The organism is Streptomyces tendae (assembly GCF_014650435.1).
GTDB lineage: Bacteria > Actinomycetota > Actinomycetes > Streptomycetales > Streptomycetaceae > Streptomyces > Streptomyces tendae.
Genome location: NZ_BMUY01000004.1, coordinates 356108 through 373737, shown reverse-complemented (window position 1 = coordinate 373737; position 17630 = coordinate 356108). Strand labels below are relative to the sequence as shown.

At 72.3% G+C, this 17630-nt stretch carries 15 protein-coding genes and 1 pseudogene; 5 read left to right on the top strand and 11 right to left on the bottom strand.

Annotated elements, in window-relative coordinates; translation table 11 throughout:
- Nucleotides 1-146: 146 nt before the first annotated feature.
- Together IE258_RS13710 and IE258_RS13705 are read left to right on the top strand one after the other, a co-directional pair.
- Nucleotides 147-992 (top strand): GntR family transcriptional regulator, encoded by an 846-nt coding sequence (locus tag IE258_RS13710; RefSeq protein WP_189743219.1) that lies wholly within the window; start codon nt 147-149, stop codon nt 990-992.
- Between the two features lie 168 nt (nt 993-1160).
- Nucleotides 1161-2585, top strand: coding sequence for a Gfo/Idh/MocA family protein (locus tag IE258_RS13705; RefSeq protein WP_189743216.1), 1425 nt, complete (start codon nt 1161-1163; stop codon nt 2583-2585).
- Between the two features lie 46 nt (nt 2586-2631).
- Here IE258_RS13705 and IE258_RS13700 read toward each other — a convergent pair whose 3' ends face one another.
- Nucleotides 2632-3387 carry a hypothetical protein gene (locus IE258_RS13700; protein ID WP_189743214.1) on the bottom strand — a complete coding sequence of 252 codons (756 nt, stop codon included), beginning with the start codon at nt 3385-3387 and terminating at the stop codon, nt 2632-2634.
- 330 nt (nt 3388-3717) lie between these two features.
- Between IE258_RS13700 and IE258_RS13695 the strand changes: the two genes are divergently transcribed.
- Nucleotides 3718-3921, top strand: coding sequence for a cold-shock protein (locus tag IE258_RS13695; RefSeq protein WP_003978336.1), 204 nt, complete (start codon nt 3718-3720; stop codon nt 3919-3921).
- A gap of 96 nt (nt 3922-4017) precedes the next feature.
- Here the strand turns inward: IE258_RS13695 and IE258_RS13690 are convergent, their stop codons facing one another.
- The 3 genes from IE258_RS13690 to IE258_RS13680 all read right to left on the bottom strand — a co-directional run bounded on the left by IE258_RS13690 (nt 4018) and on the right by IE258_RS13680 (nt 6742).
- A complete protein-coding gene (locus IE258_RS13690; protein ID WP_189743212.1) occupies nt 4018-4851 on the bottom strand; it encodes an alpha/beta fold hydrolase in 834 nt (277 codons plus the stop codon).
- 37 nt (nt 4852-4888) lie between these two features.
- A complete protein-coding gene (locus tag IE258_RS13685; protein ID WP_189743210.1) occupies nt 4889-5704 on the bottom strand; it encodes an SAM-dependent methyltransferase in 816 nt (271 codons plus the stop codon).
- A 129-nt stretch (nt 5705-5833) separates the two neighbouring features.
- Nucleotides 5834-6742 (bottom strand): SMP-30/gluconolactonase/LRE family protein, encoded by a 909-nt coding sequence (locus IE258_RS13680; protein WP_189743208.1) that lies wholly within the window; start codon nt 6740-6742, stop codon nt 5834-5836.
- Nucleotides 6743-6826: 84 nt separating this feature from the next.
- On the opposite strand from IE258_RS13680, the gene IE258_RS13675 reads away from it, so the two are divergent.
- Nucleotides 6827-7264, top strand: coding sequence for an Lrp/AsnC family transcriptional regulator (locus tag IE258_RS13675; protein WP_121717088.1), 438 nt, complete (start codon nt 6827-6829; stop codon nt 7262-7264).
- 27 nt (nt 7265-7291) lie between these two features.
- On the opposite strand, the gene IE258_RS13670 is transcribed toward IE258_RS13675, so the two are convergent.
- From IE258_RS13670 to IE258_RS13660, 3 genes are all read right to left on the bottom strand, one after another.
- Nucleotides 7292-8026 (bottom strand): SDR family oxidoreductase, encoded by a 735-nt coding sequence (locus IE258_RS13670; protein ID WP_189743206.1) that lies wholly within the window; start codon nt 8024-8026, stop codon nt 7292-7294.
- A 247-nt stretch (nt 8027-8273) separates the two neighbouring features.
- On the bottom strand, nt 8274-8855 hold the full coding sequence (locus tag IE258_RS13665; RefSeq protein ID WP_189743204.1) for a TetR/AcrR family transcriptional regulator: 582 nt from the start codon (nt 8853-8855) through the stop codon (nt 8274-8276).
- Nucleotides 8856-8885: 30 nt separating this feature from the next.
- Complete coding sequence (locus tag IE258_RS13660) at nt 8886-9470, bottom strand: TetR/AcrR family transcriptional regulator (protein WP_189743202.1); 585 nt, start codon at nt 9468-9470, stop codon at nt 8886-8888.
- A 136-nt stretch (nt 9471-9606) separates the two neighbouring features.
- Here IE258_RS13660 and IE258_RS13655 point away from each other — a divergent pair, with 136 nt between their 5' ends.
- Entirely contained in the window at nt 9607-10344 is a 738-nt protein-coding gene (locus IE258_RS13655; RefSeq protein ID WP_109030939.1) for an SDR family oxidoreductase, read from the top strand.
- Nucleotides 10345-10362: 18 nt separating this feature from the next.
- On the opposite strand, the gene narI is transcribed toward IE258_RS13655, so the two are convergent.
- The 4 genes and pseudogenes from narI to IE258_RS13635 form a co-directional block, all read right to left on the bottom strand.
- Nucleotides 10363-11133, bottom strand: coding sequence for a respiratory nitrate reductase subunit gamma (gene narI / locus IE258_RS13650; RefSeq protein WP_189743200.1), 771 nt, complete (start codon nt 11131-11133; stop codon nt 10363-10365).
- Complete coding sequence (narJ, locus tag IE258_RS13645; protein ID WP_189743198.1) at nt 11130-11966, bottom strand: nitrate reductase molybdenum cofactor assembly chaperone; 837 nt, start codon at nt 11964-11966, stop codon at nt 11130-11132. Before narJ ends, narI begins: the two co-directional genes overlap by 4 nt.
- Nucleotides 11963-13510, bottom strand: coding sequence for a nitrate reductase subunit beta (narH, locus tag IE258_RS13640; RefSeq protein ID WP_189743196.1), 1548 nt, complete (start codon nt 13508-13510; stop codon nt 11963-11965). Before narH ends, narJ begins: the two co-directional genes overlap by 4 nt.
- A gap of 1 nt (nt 13511) precedes the next feature.
- A pseudogene (locus IE258_RS13635) lies at nt 13512-17212 on the bottom strand (nitrate reductase subunit alpha).
- Nucleotides 17213-17630 lie beyond the last annotated feature (418 nt).

The window sequence follows — 17630 nt, the reverse complement described above, 5'->3', positions numbered from 1 at the left end:
TCGAAGGTGGCATGGACCAATGAGGGCGTCAACCCCTCACGTCTGTACGGGTTTTCAGCCGATCCGGCACCGGGAGTGGCTGGTTCGCGCCCGAGGTGGACAGGTAAGCTCGGCTGACCAGCAGACCAGTCAAAGGGGAGTGCTGCATGGAGATCGACGCCGCCGCCTCCGGTGCGGTGCTCAAGCGGGAGCGCGTCCGCGACGCCGTCCTGGAACTCATCGAGGACCGGCGCGCCGGCGACGCGATTCCCTCGGAGCGGACCCTGTGCGCCCAACTCGGCGTGTCCCGGCCCACGTTGCGGGCCGCGGTCGACGAACTGGTGGTCGCGGGGCTGCTGGTGCGCGAGCACGGCCGGGGCATGTTCGTCGCCGCCGAGAAGATCACCCAGGAACTGGTCTCCGACCGCCGGGCCTTCAGCCTCCCGCCGGCCGCCGGCGCCTGGACCAGCAGGCTCCTGGAGGTCCGCACCCTGCCCGCGGGCGCCCGGGTCGGCCGCAGGCTGCGCATGTCGCCGGCGGCGCGGATCCACTACGTGGCACGTCTGCGGCTGGTGGACGGCTCACCGATGGCCATCGAGTACCTGCACGTGCCTGCCGACCTCGTCCCGGACCTGACCAGTGAGGAACTGGAGCAGGGCGACCTGTACGAGCACCTCGTCGAGCGGCACGACGTGCGGGTCAGCGAGGCCGTGCAGTCCATCGAACCCACCGTGGTCACACGCGCCGAGGCCGACCTGCTCGACGTGCCCGAACTCTCCCCGGCGCTGCTCTTCGAGCGCCTGACCACCGACACCCGGGGCCGGCCCGTCGAGTACGTGCACTCCCTCTACCGGGGCGACCGCTACCGGATCGTCTCCCGGCTCACCGTGGGCCCGCGCGACCAGGCACCGCCTTCCGACGAGGGGCACCATCCGGGCATCCCGCCGGGGGACTTCACCACCAAGGACCCCGTCACGCTCTCGACACGCGGGGTGGTGCAGGACGGGATGTAGCGGCACCCCAGGCACGCGGAACTGCGCGGAAATGCTCGGAACGGCTTTGTATCGAGCACGTATTGACATGTCACGGCTGACGCCGCAGAGTCATGCCCCGACAGTGCTCGACAACGCCCGACCGTGCCCCCACCGTGCTGCCCGAAGCCCACGAGGAGTGTTGCCGTCATGTCCCAACCCCCTTCCCTCTCGCGCCGCCTGCTCCTCGGCTCGGCCGCCGCCTCCGGCGCCCTCGCGGCCGGGATCGGGGCCGCGGCCCCGTCCGCGTCCGCCGCGGACGGGCAGGCGCCCCGCCGCGGGCCCGGCCAGAAGTCGATGATCGGCGTGCCCTTCGCCGCCCACAGAACCGTGCGTGTCGCCGTCATCGGCCTCGGCAACCGGGGAGGCGGCATGATCACCGGCTGGGCGGCCGTGCCCGGCTGCACCGTGACCGCCGTCTGCGACATCCGCGCCGACCGGGCCAAACGCGCCGCCGACCGTCTGGAGAGCGGGGGCAACCCGCGCCCCGCCGAGTACGGCGGCTCCGCAGACTCCTACGCCCGGATGCTCCGCCGCGACGACATCGACCTGGTGTACGTCGCCACGCCCTGGGAGTTCCACTACGAGCACGGCCGGGCCGCACTCCTCAGCGGCAGGCACGCCGTCGTGGAACTCCCCATCGCGACGGAACTGCGCCAGCTGTGGGACCTCGTCGACACCTCCGAGCGCACCCGCAGACACCTGCTCCTGTCCGAGAACTGCAACTACGGCCGCAACGAACTGGCCATGCTGAAGGCGGCGCACGACGGCCTGTTCGGCGACCTCACCAACGGCCACGGCGGCTACCTGCACGACCTGCGCGAACTCCTCTTCTCGGACACCTACTACACCGACTCCTGGCGGCGGCTCTGGCACACCCGCAGCACCGCCTCCTTCTACCCCATGCACGGCCTCGCCCCGATCGCGGCGGCCATGGACGTCAACCGCGGCGACCGCATGACCACCCTGCGCGCCACCTCGACGGCCCCGAAGGGACTGGCCGACTACCGGGCCCGCTTCGTCCCGCGCGACCACCCGTCCTGGAAGGAGACCTACATCAACGGTGACCTGGTCACCTGCATGATCGAGACGGCGAAGGGCAGGACCATCAGGGCGGAGCACGACGTGAGTTCGCCCCGGCCCTACAGCCGGATCAACACCCTCGCCGGCAGCCGCGGCATCGTCGAGGACTACGCCGGACCCGCCCCGACCGGCGCCCGCATCTACATCGAACCCGACCACAGCGGCCACACCTGGCGGGACTTCGAGACCTACCGCAAGGAGTACGACCACTGGCTGTGGCAGAAGGTCGGCGACGACGCCGCGAACAACGGCGGCCACGGCGGCATGGACTACGTCCTGCAGTGGCGCACCGTCCAGCTGATGCGCGCGGGGCTGGTGCCGGACATCGACGTCTACGACTCGGCCGCCTGGTGCTCGCCCGTCCCGCTCAGCGTCACCTCGCTGGCCCGGGGCGGCCGTCCCGTCGAGATCCCGGACTTCACCCGGGGCGCCTGGCGTGAGCGCAGGCCCGGCCTGGACTCGACGCCCACCGACATGCCACCCGTGGGCTGACACGGCCCGCGGGCAGCACGGCCGCCCGGGAACCGCCGCGCACTGCCTAGCGCACCAGGACCTCCCGCGGGCCCATGACGACCACCGGCTCCTTGTCCGGGTCCAGGGCGGTCAGCAACGCGCGCATGTGCTCCTCGCTCAGGGACACGCACGCGTTGGTCGGCCCGTCGTGGTCCACATGGATCCAGACCCCGCCCCCCTTGTCCTCGCCCAGGGGGCGGGTCTTGTCCAGCGGGGTGGTGCCGGGCACCCGGTTGTAGTCGATGGCGACCACGTAGTCGAACGACCCCTCCAGGGGCTCGCCCAGGTACCCGGTGCCCGACACGGAGAACTCCGGGTCCTCGTCGTAGGGGAGCAGGGTGCCCGGATCGGGCAGCCGGCCGCCGGCGTCACTGAGGCCGAAGACGCCGATGGGCGTGTGCAGGTCGCCCGCCTCGTGGTCGTCGGTCCAGCCGCGCAGGCCGTTGTGCGCGGGCCAGGGACCGGCGACCGCGCGCCAGCCCTCGGCCGGGTACTGCTCGTAGAGCACCACCTGCGCCTGAGAGGAGCTCTCGGTCTCGCCGGTCACCACCAGGGCCTGCCGGGTGCCGTCCGGGAGGCGCTCCCGCATGACCGGCCCGACCCCGGGCAGCGGGCGGGGGAAGGAGCGCGGGGGAGCGGGCCGGGGGGCCGCGGAGCTGCTCCCGGGTGCGTGCGCGTCCTGTGACGAGGTGCCCGCGTGCTCCCGGGCGCAGCCGGTGGCCAGCACGCCGGTGCACATGACAGCGCCGATCACCAGGGCCAGCGCTTTGCTGACGGTCATATCGATCTCCGACTCCGTGTGTGGACTCTTCATAGCTAGACCACTTCAGGAACCGGGTTGTGCGGCCGCCTCGCCGTCTCCCCCGGATGGCGCAGCGGCGACCCGCGCGAAGGCGGTAGAGGGCTCGGGTCGGCAACAAGGTTCCCGCTCACACCCCTTACTCACTGGTGGGGCTCGGACATGCCGTGTAGCGTCAGCAGCAGATGTCGTGGTTCGCCCAGACCGCCCGCCCAGGAGTGCGGGCGGTTTGCTGTGCAATGCCGGAGGACCAGGACGACCACCTCCGGGTTCGCGCGGTGCGAATCCGATAACGGCTGAAAGGCAAAAGGCATGGCCAGCGGAACTGTCAAGTGGTTCAACTCTGAAAAGGGCTTCGGCTTCATCGCGCAGGACGGCGGCGGCCCCGACGTCTTCGCGCACTACTCCAACATCAACGCTCAGGGCTACCGCGAGCTGCAGGAAGGCCAGGCCGTGACCTTCGACATCACCCAGGGCCAGAAGGGCCCGCAGGCGGAGAACATCACCCCCGCCTGATCGGGAGATCGCCGAGCAGGGCGGGGTCCCGGGGAACGGAACGCTCGTTTCCCGGGGCCCCGCCCTGCGGCATGTCGCCCCCCGGACGGGCGGCCGTCAGGAAACGCCGCGGAAGAAGTCGAGCAGGGCGGCCGTCAGCTCGGCGGGCGCGTCCTCCTGCACCAGATGGCCCGCACCGGCGATCGGCTCCCACCCGGCACCGGGGACGAGACCGGCCAGCTCGCGCCCCTTGGCCACGGGGATCCAGGCGTCGTCCTCACCCCAGCAGACCAGCACCGGGACGTCGATCCCGGCGTACCGGTCCTGGATCTCGTCCGTGTACCGCTGGTCCGCCTGGGCGATCTGCCGATAGAAGGCCGGCTGCCCCGTTTCTCCCAGCCAGGGTTCGACCAGCCGGTCCAGGACCGCCGGGTGCAGCCCCGGACCGCCGGTGGAACCGACGTACTCGCGCACCAGCGCCCGGTGCAGTGCTTCGGGCAGCTGCGCGAAGACCTCGGCGTGGTCGCGGACCAGCCGGAAGAACGGCGACCCCCATGGGGCCAGCGCGACCGGGTCGACCAGGGCGAGCGCCCCGTACCGGGCACCGTGCAGCAGATGCGCCCGCAGGGCGACGGCACCCCCGAAGTCGTGGGCCGCCACCAGAGGCTCCGCCAGCCCCCAGTGCTCCAGCAACTCCGCGAAGACGCGGCCCTGCGCGGCCAGGGACACGTCCTGCCCGGCGCCCTTCTCCGATGCCCCGTAGCCGGGCATGTCCCACACGAAGACCTGATGGTGGCGGCCCAGCGAGCGGGCCACGGCGCGCCAGACGTACGAGGAGAAGGGCGTGCCGTGCAACAGGACCAGCGGACGCCCGTCCGGGGCGCCCAGCCGGTTCCAGCGGACGGTGCCCGAACCACTGCGGTACGACTCGGGCAACGGCCATGCGGACATGGTGCGGCTTCCTCTCGGTCGGGCGCGGGTCAGGACGTCACGGCTTGCGGGCGAGCCCGCCGTGTTCGCCGATGAGCTTCGGGGCGTCGTCGCCCTCCTCGGGACGCCACAGGGTCACCGGGACCACGCCGGGCTCCACCAGCTCCAGACCGTCGAAGAACGCCGTGATCTGGTCGACGGTGCGCAGGATGTACGGCGCGGCACCGCTCTCGTTGTAGCCGTCCTGGGCCCGGTCGAACTCCGGGTCGATGCCGCGCGAGCCGTCGTTGATCGAGAGGTAGCTGCCGGACGGCAGGGCGTCGACGAGCCGGGCGGCGACGGAACGTGCCTGGTCGTAGTCGGGGATGTGCCCCAGGATGTTGCTGAGGATCAGCGCGACGGGCCGGTCGAAGTCCAGCGTCCGGGCGGCCGCCTCGAGGACGGTGTCGGGGTCGAGCACGTCGGAGTCGATGTACGCGGTCGCGCCCTCGGGCGTGGAGTACAGCAGCGCGCGGGCGTGGGCGAGGACCATCGGGTCGTTGTCGACGTAGACGATCCGGCTCTCGGGCGCGATGCGCTGGGCGACCTCGTGGGTGTTGTCCGCGGTGGGCAGGCCGGTGCCGATGTCGAGGAACTGCCGGATGCCCGCCTCGGCGACCAGGTGGGTGATGTTGCGGCGCAGGAAGGCGCGGCTGCTGCGGGCGACGGTGACGATGCCGGGGAAGACGGCGGTGTACGCGTCGCCGGCCTGCTCGTCGACCGGGTAGTTGTCCTTCCCGCCCAGCCAGTAGTTCCAGATCCGGGCCGAGTGCGGCACGGACGTGTCGATCTTCTGCTGCGCGGTGTGGCCGGGAGTCGTCGAGGGGTCGCTCATGGGTGCGGTCCGTCTTTCAGCCGAGGCGTGGGTGCTTGCCCACAACCTACGTCGCAACGGCCCCTTTCTGTACACCGGTTAACCGACGGACCCGGACGTGACCGGGTGCGGTCGGGACGGTGGCGGTCCTCAGACGCGCGGCGCCCCCGTCACCGACATCACCAGTGAGTACAGGGACGTGGTGGCGGTGATGAACAGGCGGTTGTTCTTGGGGCCGCCGAAGGCGATGTTGGAGACGGGCTCGGGCACGCGCAGCCGGCCGATGAGGGTGCCGTCCGGGTCGTAGCAGTGGACACCGTCGTGCAGCGCGGCGGCCCACAGGCGGCCCTCGTCGTCGAAGCGGATGTTGTCGAAGTGCACGTCCCCCCGGCCCTCGGCGAAGACCTCCCCGTCGGACAGCGTGCCGTCCTCCCGGATGTCGAACGCGTGGATCCGGGCGGCCCGCGAGTCGGAGACGAACAGCCGCCGCTCGTCGGGGGAGAGGATCACGCCGTTGGGCCCGTCGAAACCGTCGGCGGCGAGCCGCACCTGTCCGGACACCGGGTCGATCCGGTACACGTTGCACGCGCCGATCTCGGACTCGGCGCGATGGCCCTCGTAGTCGCTGGTGATGCCGAAGTCCGGGTCGGAGAACCAGATGGTGCCGTCGGAGCGGACGACGGAGTCGTTCGGACTGTTGAGCCGCCTGCCGTCGAAGCGCTCGGCCAGGACGGTCACCGTCCCGTCGGGTTCGGTACGGGTGACGCGCCGGTTGCCCTGCTCGCAGGTGACCAGGCGGCCCTGCCGGTCGAGGGTGTTGCCGTTGCTGTGGCCCGCGGGAGTGCGGAAGACGCCGACCGAACCGGTGGCCTCGTCCCAGCGCAGGATGCGGTCGTTGGGGATGTCGCTCCAGACCAGCTGACGCCAGGCGGGGAGGTACAGCGGCCCCTCGGCCCAGCGGCAGCCGTCGTACAGGACCTCCAGCCTGTTGTCTCCGTTCGCACAGCGTCCGGTGCGGAAGCGGTCGTCCAGGATCTCGTACGGGCCGTCGGTGGACATGGTGTCCTCTCAGCGCGGTGATCAGTACCTCGTTCAACGTAGCATGCACATCACCGAACCAGATATGGTCCACGAATGAAGTCAGTGGATGAGATCGACCGACGACTGATCGCGTTGCTCCAGCAGGACGCGACCCGGCCGTACGCCGCACTGGGCCGGGAGGTGGGTCTGTCGGCGGGCGCCGCCCACGAGCGCGTCCGCAAACTGCGCGAACAGCGCGTCATCCGGTCGACCACGGTCGACGTCGACCCCGAGGCGCTCGACCGCGGTGTCCTCGCCTTCGTGCTGGTCGACTCGACGGCGTGGATGGGCGACCGGGCCGAGGACTTCGCCGCCGTGCCGGAGATCCAGGAGGCGCACGTCATCGCGGGCAGCGCGGCCGTCCTGGTGAAGGTGCGCACGGCCACCACCGAGCGGCTCCAGGACGTGCTGCGCCGCCTCTACGCGATCGACGGGGTGAGCGGGACCCAGGCGACGGTGGTCCTGGAGACCTTCTTCGAACGGCCGTTGGACGCCGGCTAGCGACGTGCCGGGTGGCGCACAGGCCGCCTACTGCGCACTGGCGGCCGGGCGCACCACGATCTCGTTCACGTCCACCTCGGCGGGCCGGGAGACGGCGAAGGCGATGGCGTCGGCGATCGCGGACGCCGGAACGGCCACCGAGCGGTAGGTCTTCATGTCCTCGCGCGCACGCGGGTCGGAGATGGAGTCGGCCAGCTCCGACTCGGTGACGCCCGGGGAGACCACACTGACCCGGATGTCCCCGGCCGACTCCTGGCGCAGCCCCTCGGACAGGGCGCGCACGGCGAACTTGGTCGCACAGTAGACGGCGGCGGTCGGCACCACCTCGTACGCGCCGACCGACGCGATGTTCACGACGTGCCCGCCGCCCTGCGCCCGCATGACCGGCAGGGCGGCCGCGATGCCGTGCAGCACCCCGCGGACGTTCACGTCGAGCATCCGGTCCCACTCGGCCACCTTCAGTTCCGAGAGCGGCGAGAGCGGCATCACGCCCGCGTTGTTGACGATGACGTCCAGCCGTCCCCACCGCTCGACCGCGGCCGACACGAACGCCTGCACGTCGGCGGCGTCGGTGACGTCGAGCCGCCGGAAGCCCGCGGTGCCGCCGTCCTCGGCGATCCGCGCGGCCAGCTTCTCCAGGCGCTCGGTGCGGCGCGCGCCCAGGAACACCCGGTGGCCGTCGGCGGCCAGGCGCAGGGCCGTCGCCTCACCGATCCCGCTGCTCGCGCCGGTCACCAGGACGACCTTGGAGGTCTGCGTCATGACGATGTCCTTCCGATGGATGGTCCCGCATCTGCTGCGCCGAGTCTGTACGGGACATCGGGGACGGACCAGGACGGTCCCCGCCTGGGTGCGGCACACCCCGGCAACCGCGACGACGACTCCCGGACACGGCGTTCCGCCCGGTCGGCGGCGTGCCCGGTGCCTGGGGAGGACGGCGCGCGGGGACTCCGGCGTGCGGGAGGTCGGCGTACGGGGAGTCCGGCGTGCGGGAGGCGCGCCCGGGTGGCTAACCGGCGCTCGCGGTGCCCCGTGCGGACAGGGTGCGGAGCACGTCGAAGTACTCGGCGAGCAGGGGCCGCAACGGTCGCGCCCGGCCCCCGTCGATCCAGCGCCGGAAGGCCACCTTGAGCACGGCGATCGCCGACTCGGCGGTCAGTTCCGCCGCCGGTTCGGCCACGCCGCGCCCGCGCAGCGCGTCGGCGAGCGCGCCGGACAGGGAGGCGAGCTTGATCAGCTCCCGCTCCCGCAGCTCCGCGTTGGCGTCGATGACGCCCTGCCGCAGGCCGACCAGGTCACCCCGCTCCTCGAAGGCGCCCGCCGCGGCGTCGAGCGCGGCGGCCACCGCCTCCATCGGACTCGCCGTCGGGGGCGCCGCCGCGACGGCGCCCACGCACAGCTCCTCCAGCCTGCCGGACCCGGCGAAGAGGACCTCCCGCTTGTCGGCGAAGTGCCGGAAGAACGTCCGCTCCGTCAGCCCCGCACGCTTGGTGATCTCGGCCACCGGGGTCTGCTCGTAGCCGCGCTCCACGTACAGCTCCAGCGCCGCCTGCTCCAGGCGGCCGCGCGCGTTCGGCTCCCATCGACCCATGCCGGGGAGTCTACGTGAGGGCAGGCACTGTCATGCGGGGCGCGGTGCCGTGGGGCGCAGGCCGTCCAGGACGAGGTCGAGAAGGCGTTCGGCCTGCTCGCGCTGGTCGGGGCGGGACGAGGTGAGGGCGATGCCCGCGAGGGCGGCGAACATGTCGGTCGACCTGATGTCGGACCGGATCTCATCTGCCGCGACGCCGGCGTCCATGAGGGCCGTCAGGGCGGACTGGATCAGCTGCCGGCTGTCGCCGTAGGGATCGCCGCCCGAGGCGACGACGGCCCGCAGGGCGTCCGCCATCCCGAGCTTCGCGGTGGCGTAGTCGATGAAGCGGCGGGTCCACGCGCGCAGCGCCTCGGCCGGGGGGAGCTCCGCCAGCAGGCCGGGCACGGAGTCGCACAGGCGCGCCACCTCGTTGCGGTACGCCGCCTCGATCAGAGCCTCGCGGGTGGGGAAGTTCCGGTAGAGGGTGCCGCTGCCGACGCCCGCCTCCCTGGCGATGCGCTCGAGGTGCGCGTCCAGCCCCTCCTCGCTGAACACCCGCACGGCGGCGGCCAGGATCTTGTCCCGGTTGCGCTGTGCGTCGGCCCTCAGCGGCCGTTTCGTGGCGTCGGACATGGGCGGCCCTCTCCTCGTCGCCGGTTGCTAAGTGGAGGCGTCCCCGCTTACTGTGGCGGAAGTGGGGGCGCCTCCACTTTCACTCTAGGGCACGACACAGCTCTGCCCATGTCCCCGTCCGGAAGGACTGCCCAACATGTCGGGAATCGAAGGCAAGGTCGTGGCGATCACGGGTGCCAGTGGCGGCATCGGCGAGGCGAGCGCCCTCCTGCTCGCCGAGCGCGGAGCCAAGGTGGTGCTCGGGGCGCGCCGTCCGGAGCGTCTGGAGGATCTGGCCCTGCGCATCGGCAGGAGCGGAGGGGAGGCGGCCTGGATCCGCACGGACGTGACCCGCCGCGAGGACCTCGCCGCACTCGTCGCGCTGGCCCGTGAACGCTTCGGCCGGCTCGACGTCCTCGTCGGCAACGCCGGCGTCGGCCTGATCTCGCCCCTGGACGAACTCCGCGTCGAGGACTGGGAGCGGATGATCGACGTCAACCTGAAGGGCGTCCTCTACGGCATCGCCGAGGCTCTGCCCGTCTTCCGGGAACAGGGCTCCGGCCACTTCGTCAACATCGTCTCCACCGCCGGACTGCGCATCAGCCCGCTCATGTCGGTCTACGCCGGGACGAAGAACGCGGTGCGCACGGTGTCGGAGGGGCTGCGCCAGGAGGCCGGTGACAGCCTGCGGGTCACCGTGGTCTCACCGGGATTCGTCCACACGGACTTCGCGGACGGCATCCCGGACGCCGGGGCCAGGGCCCGGACCCTCGACACCAGGGACCGGATCGCCATCCCGCCGCAGGCCGTGGCCCGCGCGGTCGCCTTCGCGGTCGAGCAGCCGGACGGCGTCGACGTGGGCGACATCGTGGTCCGTCCCACCGCGCAGGACTAGCCCGTCGTCGTCACCGGACTACCTCCCCGTCGTCGAGCGGGTCCGTGAGACCCGTGCCGGGGCGGCACGGCGGCGGTAGACCAGATAGGGGCGGACCAGGTATCCGACCGGTGCGCTCCAGACGTGCACCAGCCGGGTGAACGGCCAGGCGGCGAAGAGCAGGCAGGCGCTCAGCGCGTGCAGCCGGAAGAGCAGCGGGGCGTCGGCGATCGCCTCCGGCCGGGGCCCGAGCACGAACAGGCCGCGGAACCAGACCGACACCGTGCCCCGGTAGTCGTAGCCGCCGCCGAGGACGTTGTGCGCGGCGGTCGCGGAGATGCCCAGCAGCACGGTCAGGGACAGCAGCGGGAACAGCACCTTGTCGCTGCGGTCGGTGCCCAGCCGGATCCGCCGGGACAGCAGCCGCCGGGCGCACAGCATGCCGAGCCCCGCGACCATCGCCACGCCCGCCACCGAACCGGCCCACACCGCACCCGTGTGGTAGAGGTGCTCGTCGACGCCCACGGCCTCGGTCCATGCGGCGGGCACGGCCAGCCCCACCACGTGACCGGCGATCACCATGAACGCCCCCAGGTGGAACAGCGGGCTGCCCCAGCGCAGCCACCGGTGCTCGAGGAGCTGACTGGTGCGCGACGTCCAGCCGAACTGGTCCTGCCGGTAGCGCCACACGTGCCCGGCCACGAACACGGCGAGGCAGACGTAGGGGACGGCGACCCACAGGACGAGATCGGCTCCCGACGCCGATGCCGACGACGACGCGGCGACGAGGGACGAGGAGGTGGCGTTCATGAACGTCCTTCGGGGCGGGGGCCGTCCGCGGTGCGCGGGGCCCGGGCGGGCGGAGCGGCCTTCGGCGGCACGAAGGCGGACGGCGGGGCGAACTCGCCGTCCCCGTAGGCCGGGTGGCCGTGACCCGCCCCGTGACCTGCTCCGTGGGCGGCTCCGTAGGGATCGAGGCCCACTTCCTCCTCGGGCGGTCCCTCCGCGGCGAGCTTCGCCACCGCCGCCCGGTCCGCGTCGGTCGCCGGCGGCAACAGGCCGAGCAGCGCCGACAGCAGGTGCCGGTAGGGGGAGCCGGACTCGGTCAGCGCGTGCCGGATCAGCTCCAGCCCGCGCCGGTGCATCCGCAGCGGCGCCTCGCCCGCGCCGGGACCGGCCAGCGCCGCGAACTCCAGCACGACCGGCAGGTGGTCGGGCAGCTCCCCGCCGTCGGTGTCCCACCCGGCGGCCCGGTAGCGCCGGGCCAGGGTGAGCAGGGCCATGCCCCGGCGTCGGGTGTCGCCGTGCAGGTAGTAGGTGAGGTACAGGCTGCTCCGGCGGCGCAGGTCGAAGGTCTCGACGTAGTGCCGGGCAAGCGCGTCGGGCTCCTGGACGGCGAACCAGTTCATGAAGGCGCTCAGTTCCGCGGCGGCCGACGACCGGGGCAGAGCCGCGACGGCGGACGCCAACCCCGGCCGGTGCGCAGCCAGTTCCTCGTCCGGGTACTGCGACAGCAGCGACAGCAGACGCAGCACCAGCGCACGCTCCTGAGCCTCCCGGGGGGACATCGTGGCCCGGCGCCGGACGGCCGCGCGGACCCGGGTGCGGACGATGGCGGGGACGGTGGTGGGCAGCGGGCTCATGCGGGGCCTTCCGACGGCGTACGGCGCAGGGTGGGCATGCCGAGGGCGACCCCGCCGCCCGCCGGAGCACCGGCCGACTCCACGGGGCAGCCGCTCTCCAGGGCACTGAGCGCGGCCGCGTCCTCCTTGTGCGCGGCCGGAACGACGTAGCGGTCGGCGTACTTCGCCACCGCCAGCAGCCGGTGCAGGTCCCGGGCCTCGGCGGCGTCCAGCCCGACCGCACCGAGAGCCGCCTCGTTCCCTTCCTCGCCGAGGGACACGGCGCGCATGTACGAGCGCAGCGCGGTCAGTTTCATCAGCACCCCGCCCACCACGTCCGGGTCCCCGGCCGTGAACAGGCTCGCCAGGTATTCGAGGGGGATGCGCAGCCGGGTCACCGCCGCGAACACGTGGTCCGGGTCCTCCTGGTCGCCGCCCGCCACGGTGACGGCGTCCAGGACGGGGGAGAGCGGCGGCACGTACCAGACCATCGGCAGGGTGCGGTACTCCGGATGCAGGGGCAGCGCCACCTTGTACCGCGCGACCAGGTCGTACACCGGCGAGCGGCGGGCCGCCTCCAGCCAGTCCTCCGGGATGCCGGAGGCCCGCGCCGCCGCGATCACCTCGGGATCGCGCGGGTCCAGGAAGACGCCGCGCTGGGCGTCGAGGAGGTCCTGCTCGTCCGGGGTCGCCGCCGCCTCGCCCACCCGGTCGGCGTCGTACAGCAGCAGGCCCAGGTAGCGCAGCCGGCCGACGCAGGTCTCCGAGCAGACGGTGGGCTGGCCCGCCTCGATGCGCGGGAAGCAGAACGTGCACTTCTCGGCCTTGCCGGTGGCGTGGTTGACGTACACCTTCTTGTACGGGCACGCCGTCACGCACATCCGCCAGCCCCGGCAGCGGTCCTGGTCGACCAGGACGATGCCGTCCTCCACCCGCTTGTACATCGCGCCGGACGGACAGGCCGACACGCAGGCCGGGTTGAGGCAGTGCTCGCACAGCCGGGGGAGGTGGAAGAGGAAGGTCTGCTCGAACTCGAAGCGGACCTTCTCGGCCCACTCCCCGCTCAGGTTGGGGTCGCCGCCCGCGTGCTCCGGCGCACCGCCCAGACCGTCCTCCCAGTTGGCGCCCCAGGTGATGTCGGCGGGCCGGCCGGTCAGCACCGAGCGCGGCCGGGCGACCGGCAGGTCGGGTCCTGCGGGGGCGCCGACCAGGTTGTCGTAGTCGTAGGTCACCGGTTCGTAGTAGTCCTCGATGACCGGCAGGTCCGGGTTGGAGAACAGGGACAGCAGCCGCCTGACCCGGCCGCCCGAGCGCAGCACCAGCCGCCCCCGGCGGTCCAGGGTCCAGCCGCCCTTCCACTTCTCCTGGTCCTCGTAGCGGCGCGGATAGCCGATGCCCGGCTTGGACTCCACGTTGTTGAACCAGGCGTACTCGACGCCGGTGCGGTTGGTCCAGGTCTGCTTGCAGGTCACCGAACAGGTGTGGCACCCGATGCACTTGTCGAGGTTCATCACCATGGCGACCTGGGCCATCACCCGTCCGACGGTGGATTGGCCACGGGGCATGTCAGTACTCCACTCGCTGGCTTCGGCGGCGGATCACGGTGACCTCGTCGCGCTGGTTGCCGGTCGGCCCGTAGTAGTTGAAGGCGTAGGTCAGCTGGGCGTGGCCGCCGGCCAGGTGCGTGGGCTTGAGCAGCAGCCGGGTCAGCGAGTTGTGCATGCCGCCGCGCCTGCCGCCGATCTCGGTCCTCGGCACGTTCACGGTCCGGTCCTGGGCGTGGTACATGTACACCGTGCCCTCGGGCATCCGGTGGGTGACCACCGCACGGGCCGCCACGACGCCGTTGCGGTTGTATGCCTCGACCCACTCGTTGTCCCGGACGCCGATCCGCTCCGCGTCGGCCGTGGACATCCAGATCGCCGGGCCGCCCCGGGACAGGTCGAGCATGTACTTGTTGTCCTGGTAGTTGGAGTGGATGGACCACTTCGAGTGCGGGGTCAGGTAGCGGACGGTTACCTCCGCCCGGCCGTCCTCGTGCAGGTGCTCGTCGCCGTAGTGCCCGATCACGTTCAGCGGAGGCCGGTAGACGGGCAGTTGCTCGCCCAGCTCGGCCATCCAGTCGTGCTGGACGAAGAAGTGCTGGCGGCCGGTGAGGGTGTGCCAGGGCTTCTTGTGCTCGACGTTGATGACGAACGGCGAGTAGCGGCGCCCGCCCGTCTCCGAGCCCGACCACTCGTACGAGGTGATCACCGAGCGGGGCTGGGTGCGGGTGTCGGCGAAGGTGATCCGCTCCGCCTCGCGCTCGGCGGCCAGCTCCACCAACCCCTCGCTGCCGGTCCGCAGCTCCAGCTCCCGGAACCCCTCCGTCGCCAGGCGGCCGTTGGTGGTGCCGGACAGGGCGAGGATCGCCTCGCACATGTCGGAGGCGGTGGCCAGCGAGGGGCGCCCGGCGCCCACCCCCTCGCGCACGGTGCCGCAGCGGTGCCGCAACTCCTCGACCTCCAGGTCGGGGTGGACGGTGACGCCCTTCGTGGTCGTGCCGAGGGTGTCCAGGAGCGGGCCGACGGCGCGGATCTTCTGCGCGACGGCCGCGTAGTCCCGCTCGACCACGACCAGTTTCGGCATCGTCCGCCCCGGCACCGGTTCGCACTCGCCGGCCCGCCAGTCGCGCACCACGCCGCCCGGCTGGGCGAGTTCGTCCGGGGTGTCGTGCTGCAACGGCACCGCGAGCACGTCGGTGCGGGTGCCCAGGTGCTCGGCCGCCAGCTCGCTGAAGCGGTGTCGGCGATGCCCAGGAAGGTGTCGTAGTCGGTGCGCGACTGCCACGGCGGTGCGATGGCCGGGGTGAAGGCGTGCACGAAGGGGTGCATGTCCGTACTGGACAGGTCGTCCTTCTCGTACCAGGTCGCCGCCGGCAGCACCACGTCGGACAGCAGCCCCGTCGAGGTCATCCGGAAGTCCATGGTGACCAGCAGGTCCAGCTTTCCCTCCGGCGCCCGCTCGTGCCACACCACCTCCTCGGGCCGCTGCTCCGGCGGGGTCTCGGCCGAGCGGACGGCCGCGTCGGTGCCGAGGAGATGGCGCAGGAAGTACTCGTTGCCCTTGCCCGAGGAGCCCAGCAGGTTCGCCCGCCACACCGTGAGCACCCGCGGGAAGTTGGCCGGGTCGTCCGGGTCCTCGACCGCGAACCGCAGCCGTCCGGCCTTCAGCTCGTCCACGACGTGCTCGGCGACCGGGCGCCCCGCGGCGGCCGCCTCGTCGGCCAGGTCCAGCGGATTGCGGTCGAAGCCCGGGTGACCCGGCGTCCAGCCCAGCCGCACCGCCTGCGCCAGGCAGTCCGCGAAGCCCTTGCCCCGGAACCGGCCCTCCCCGAGCGGGGACGCCAACTCCTCGGGTCCGAAGGCCTCGTAACGCCACTGGTCGGTGTTGAGGTACCAGTACGAGGTGCCCGCCATGTGCCGCGTCGGCCGCTGCCAGTCGAAGGCGAACGCCAGATGCTGGAAGCCGGTCAGCGGGCGGACCTTCTCCTGGCCGACGTAGTGCGCCCAGCCGCCGCCGTTGACGCCCTGGCAGCCGGTCATGGTGGTCAGCGCCAGGAACGCGCGGTAGACGGTGTCGGAGTGGAACCAGTGGTTGGTGCCCGCACCCATGGCGATCATCGAACGGCCGCCGGTGCGCTCGGCGTTGCGCGCGAACTCGCGGGCGATGCGGGCCGCCTGTGCGGCCGGCACCGAGGTGATCGTCTCCTGCCAGGCGGGCGTGTACGGCTGGTCGGCGTCGTCGTACGAGGCGGGCCAGCTGCCCGGCAGGCCGGGCCTGGACACCCCGTACTGGGCCAGCATCAGGTCGAAGACCGTGGTGACCCGCCGGCCGCCGATCCGCCGTACCGGGACGCCGCGCACCATGACCGAGCCGCCCTCGGTGGCGCCCTCGTCGAACCGGGGCAGCGCCACCTCCACCATCTCCTCGGCCGTCTCCAGCAGGCTCAGCTCGGGCTCGACGCCGTCGAGGTCGAGGTTCCAGCGGCCTCGCCCGGCCTCCCCCCACCGGAAGCCGAGCGAGCCGCCGGGGACCACCGTCTCGTCGGTGGCCCCGTCCAGGAGCACCGTCTTGAACCGCGCGTGCTCCTCCTCGCCGCCGAGGTCGGCCGCGGTGAGGAAGCCGTCCGGGACCAGCCCGTGACCGCTCTCGCGCAGGGTCACCAGGAACGGTGCGTCGGTGTAGGTGCTCAGGTAGTCCCAGAAGTACGGCACCTCGCGGTCGACGAGGAACTCCCGCAGGATCACGTGCCCCATGGCCATCGCCAGCGCCCCGTCCGTGCCCGGGTGCGGGGCCAGCCACTCGTCGGCGAACTTCACGTTGTCCGCGTAGTCGGGCGAGATCGCGACGACCTTGGTGCCGTTGTAGCGGGTCTCGGTGAGGAAGTGCGCGTCCGGGGTGCGGGTCACCGGGATGTTGGAGCCCCACATCACCAGATAGCCCGCGTTCCACCAGTCCGCCGCCTCCGGTACGTCCGTCTGGTCGCCGAAGACCTGCGGGGAGGCGGGCGGCAGGTCCGCGTACCAGTCGTAGAACGACAGCAGCGTGCCGCCGATCAGGGACATGAAGCGCGAACCGGCCACGTACGACGCCATCGACATCGCCGGGATGGGGGAGAAGCCCGCCACCCGGTCCGGGCCGTACGCCTTTACGGTGTGCACGTGCGCGGCGGCGACCATCTCGTTGACCTCGTCCCAGTCCGCGCGCACCAGACCGCCCTTGCCGCGGGCCCGCTTGTACGCCCGGGCCTTCGCCGGGTCACCGGTGATCTCCGCCCAGGCCGCCACCGGATCGCCCAGCCGGCGCCGGGCCTCGCGCCACAACTTCAGCAGTACGCCCCGGACATACGGGTAGCGGACCCGGCTGGGGGAGTAGGTGTACCAGGAGAACGACGCCCCGCGCGGGCAGCCGCGCGGCTCGTACTCGGGGCAGTCGGCGCCGATGGAGGGGTAGTCCGTGGCCTGGTGCTCCCAGGTGATGAGGCCGTCCTTGACGTACACCATCCACGAGCAGGACCCGGTGCAGTTCACACCGTGCGTGGAGCGCACCACTCTGTCGTGCGACCAGCGGTCGCGGTAGAAGCCCTCCCAGCGTTCGTCGCCCTCGGCGAACACGGCGCGTCCGTCGGCCGACACCTCCCGGCGGGACAGCAGCCTGCGGGCGGCCAGCGGCCAGTTCTCCGCGACGCCCGACTGCCGGCGCCGCCCCTCGCGATCGTTCTCCATGGTCCGGAACGCTAGGCCGCGCCCGCCGGGCACACCCGGGGTCGCGCGGCCCCCGCCCGCCGGGCGACCGGCCCCCTTCCTCAGCCCCGTCCAGGGACCAACGGCCCCACAAACAGGGCCGGTCGGCGCACGGCCCGGCCCACCCCCGGGTGCATGCTGACGGTGATCGATCGGGCGCCGCCCATCGGGCCGACGCACCCGCAGGCCGCCGGCCGCTGAAATCCCCCGTCCCCGGCCGGCTCACCCGGGTGCGTCGGGGCGCCCGCCCGGACGGTCACGCGTCCGGCCGTCCACCACGGCCGGACGCGATCAGCACCAGGGGAGCGCCGCCAGGACGGGCACACGACGAGCACCGCCCGCCGCGTGGCACGGCCGGCGGGGCCACCCGGCCCGCCGCCGGGGGCCGTTCAACCCTCCC

Coding starts and splice junctions, on each gene's coding strand:
- IE258_RS13710 (WP_189743219.1), top strand. CDS start 147: ATGGAGATCGACGCCGCCGCCTCCGGTGCGGTGCTCAAGCGGGAGCGC.
- IE258_RS13705 (WP_189743216.1), top strand. CDS start 1,161: ATGTCCCAACCCCCTTCCCTCTCGCGCCGCCTGCTCCTCGGCTCGGCC.
- IE258_RS13700 (WP_189743214.1), bottom strand. CDS start 3,387: ATGACCGTCAGCAAAGCGCTGGCCCTGGTGATCGGCGCTGTCATGTGC.
- IE258_RS13695 (WP_003978336.1), top strand. CDS start 3,718: ATGGCCAGCGGAACTGTCAAGTGGTTCAACTCTGAAAAGGGCTTCGGC.
- IE258_RS13690 (WP_189743212.1), bottom strand. CDS start 4,851: ATGTCCGCATGGCCGTTGCCCGAGTCGTACCGCAGTGGTTCGGGCACC.
- IE258_RS13685 (WP_189743210.1), bottom strand. CDS start 5,704: ATGAGCGACCCCTCGACGACTCCCGGCCACACCGCGCAGCAGAAGATC.
- IE258_RS13680 (WP_189743208.1), bottom strand. CDS start 6,742: ATGTCCACCGACGGCCCGTACGAGATCCTGGACGACCGCTTCCGCACC.
- IE258_RS13670 (WP_189743206.1), bottom strand. CDS start 8,026: ATGACGCAGACCTCCAAGGTCGTCCTGGTGACCGGCGCGAGCAGCGGG.
- IE258_RS13665 (WP_189743204.1), bottom strand. CDS start 8,855: ATGGGTCGATGGGAGCCGAACGCGCGCGGCCGCCTGGAGCAGGCGGCG.
- IE258_RS13660 (WP_189743202.1), bottom strand. CDS start 9,470: ATGTCCGACGCCACGAAACGGCCGCTGAGGGCCGACGCACAGCGCAAC.
- IE258_RS13655 (WP_109030939.1), top strand. CDS start 9,607: ATGTCGGGAATCGAAGGCAAGGTCGTGGCGATCACGGGTGCCAGTGGC.
- narI (WP_189743200.1), bottom strand. CDS start 11,133: ATGAACGCCACCTCCTCGTCCCTCGTCGCCGCGTCGTCGTCGGCATCG.
- narJ (WP_189743198.1), bottom strand. CDS start 11,966: ATGAGCCCGCTGCCCACCACCGTCCCCGCCATCGTCCGCACCCGGGTC.
- narH (WP_189743196.1), bottom strand. CDS start 13,510: ATGCCCCGTGGCCAATCCACCGTCGGACGGGTGATGGCCCAGGTCGCC.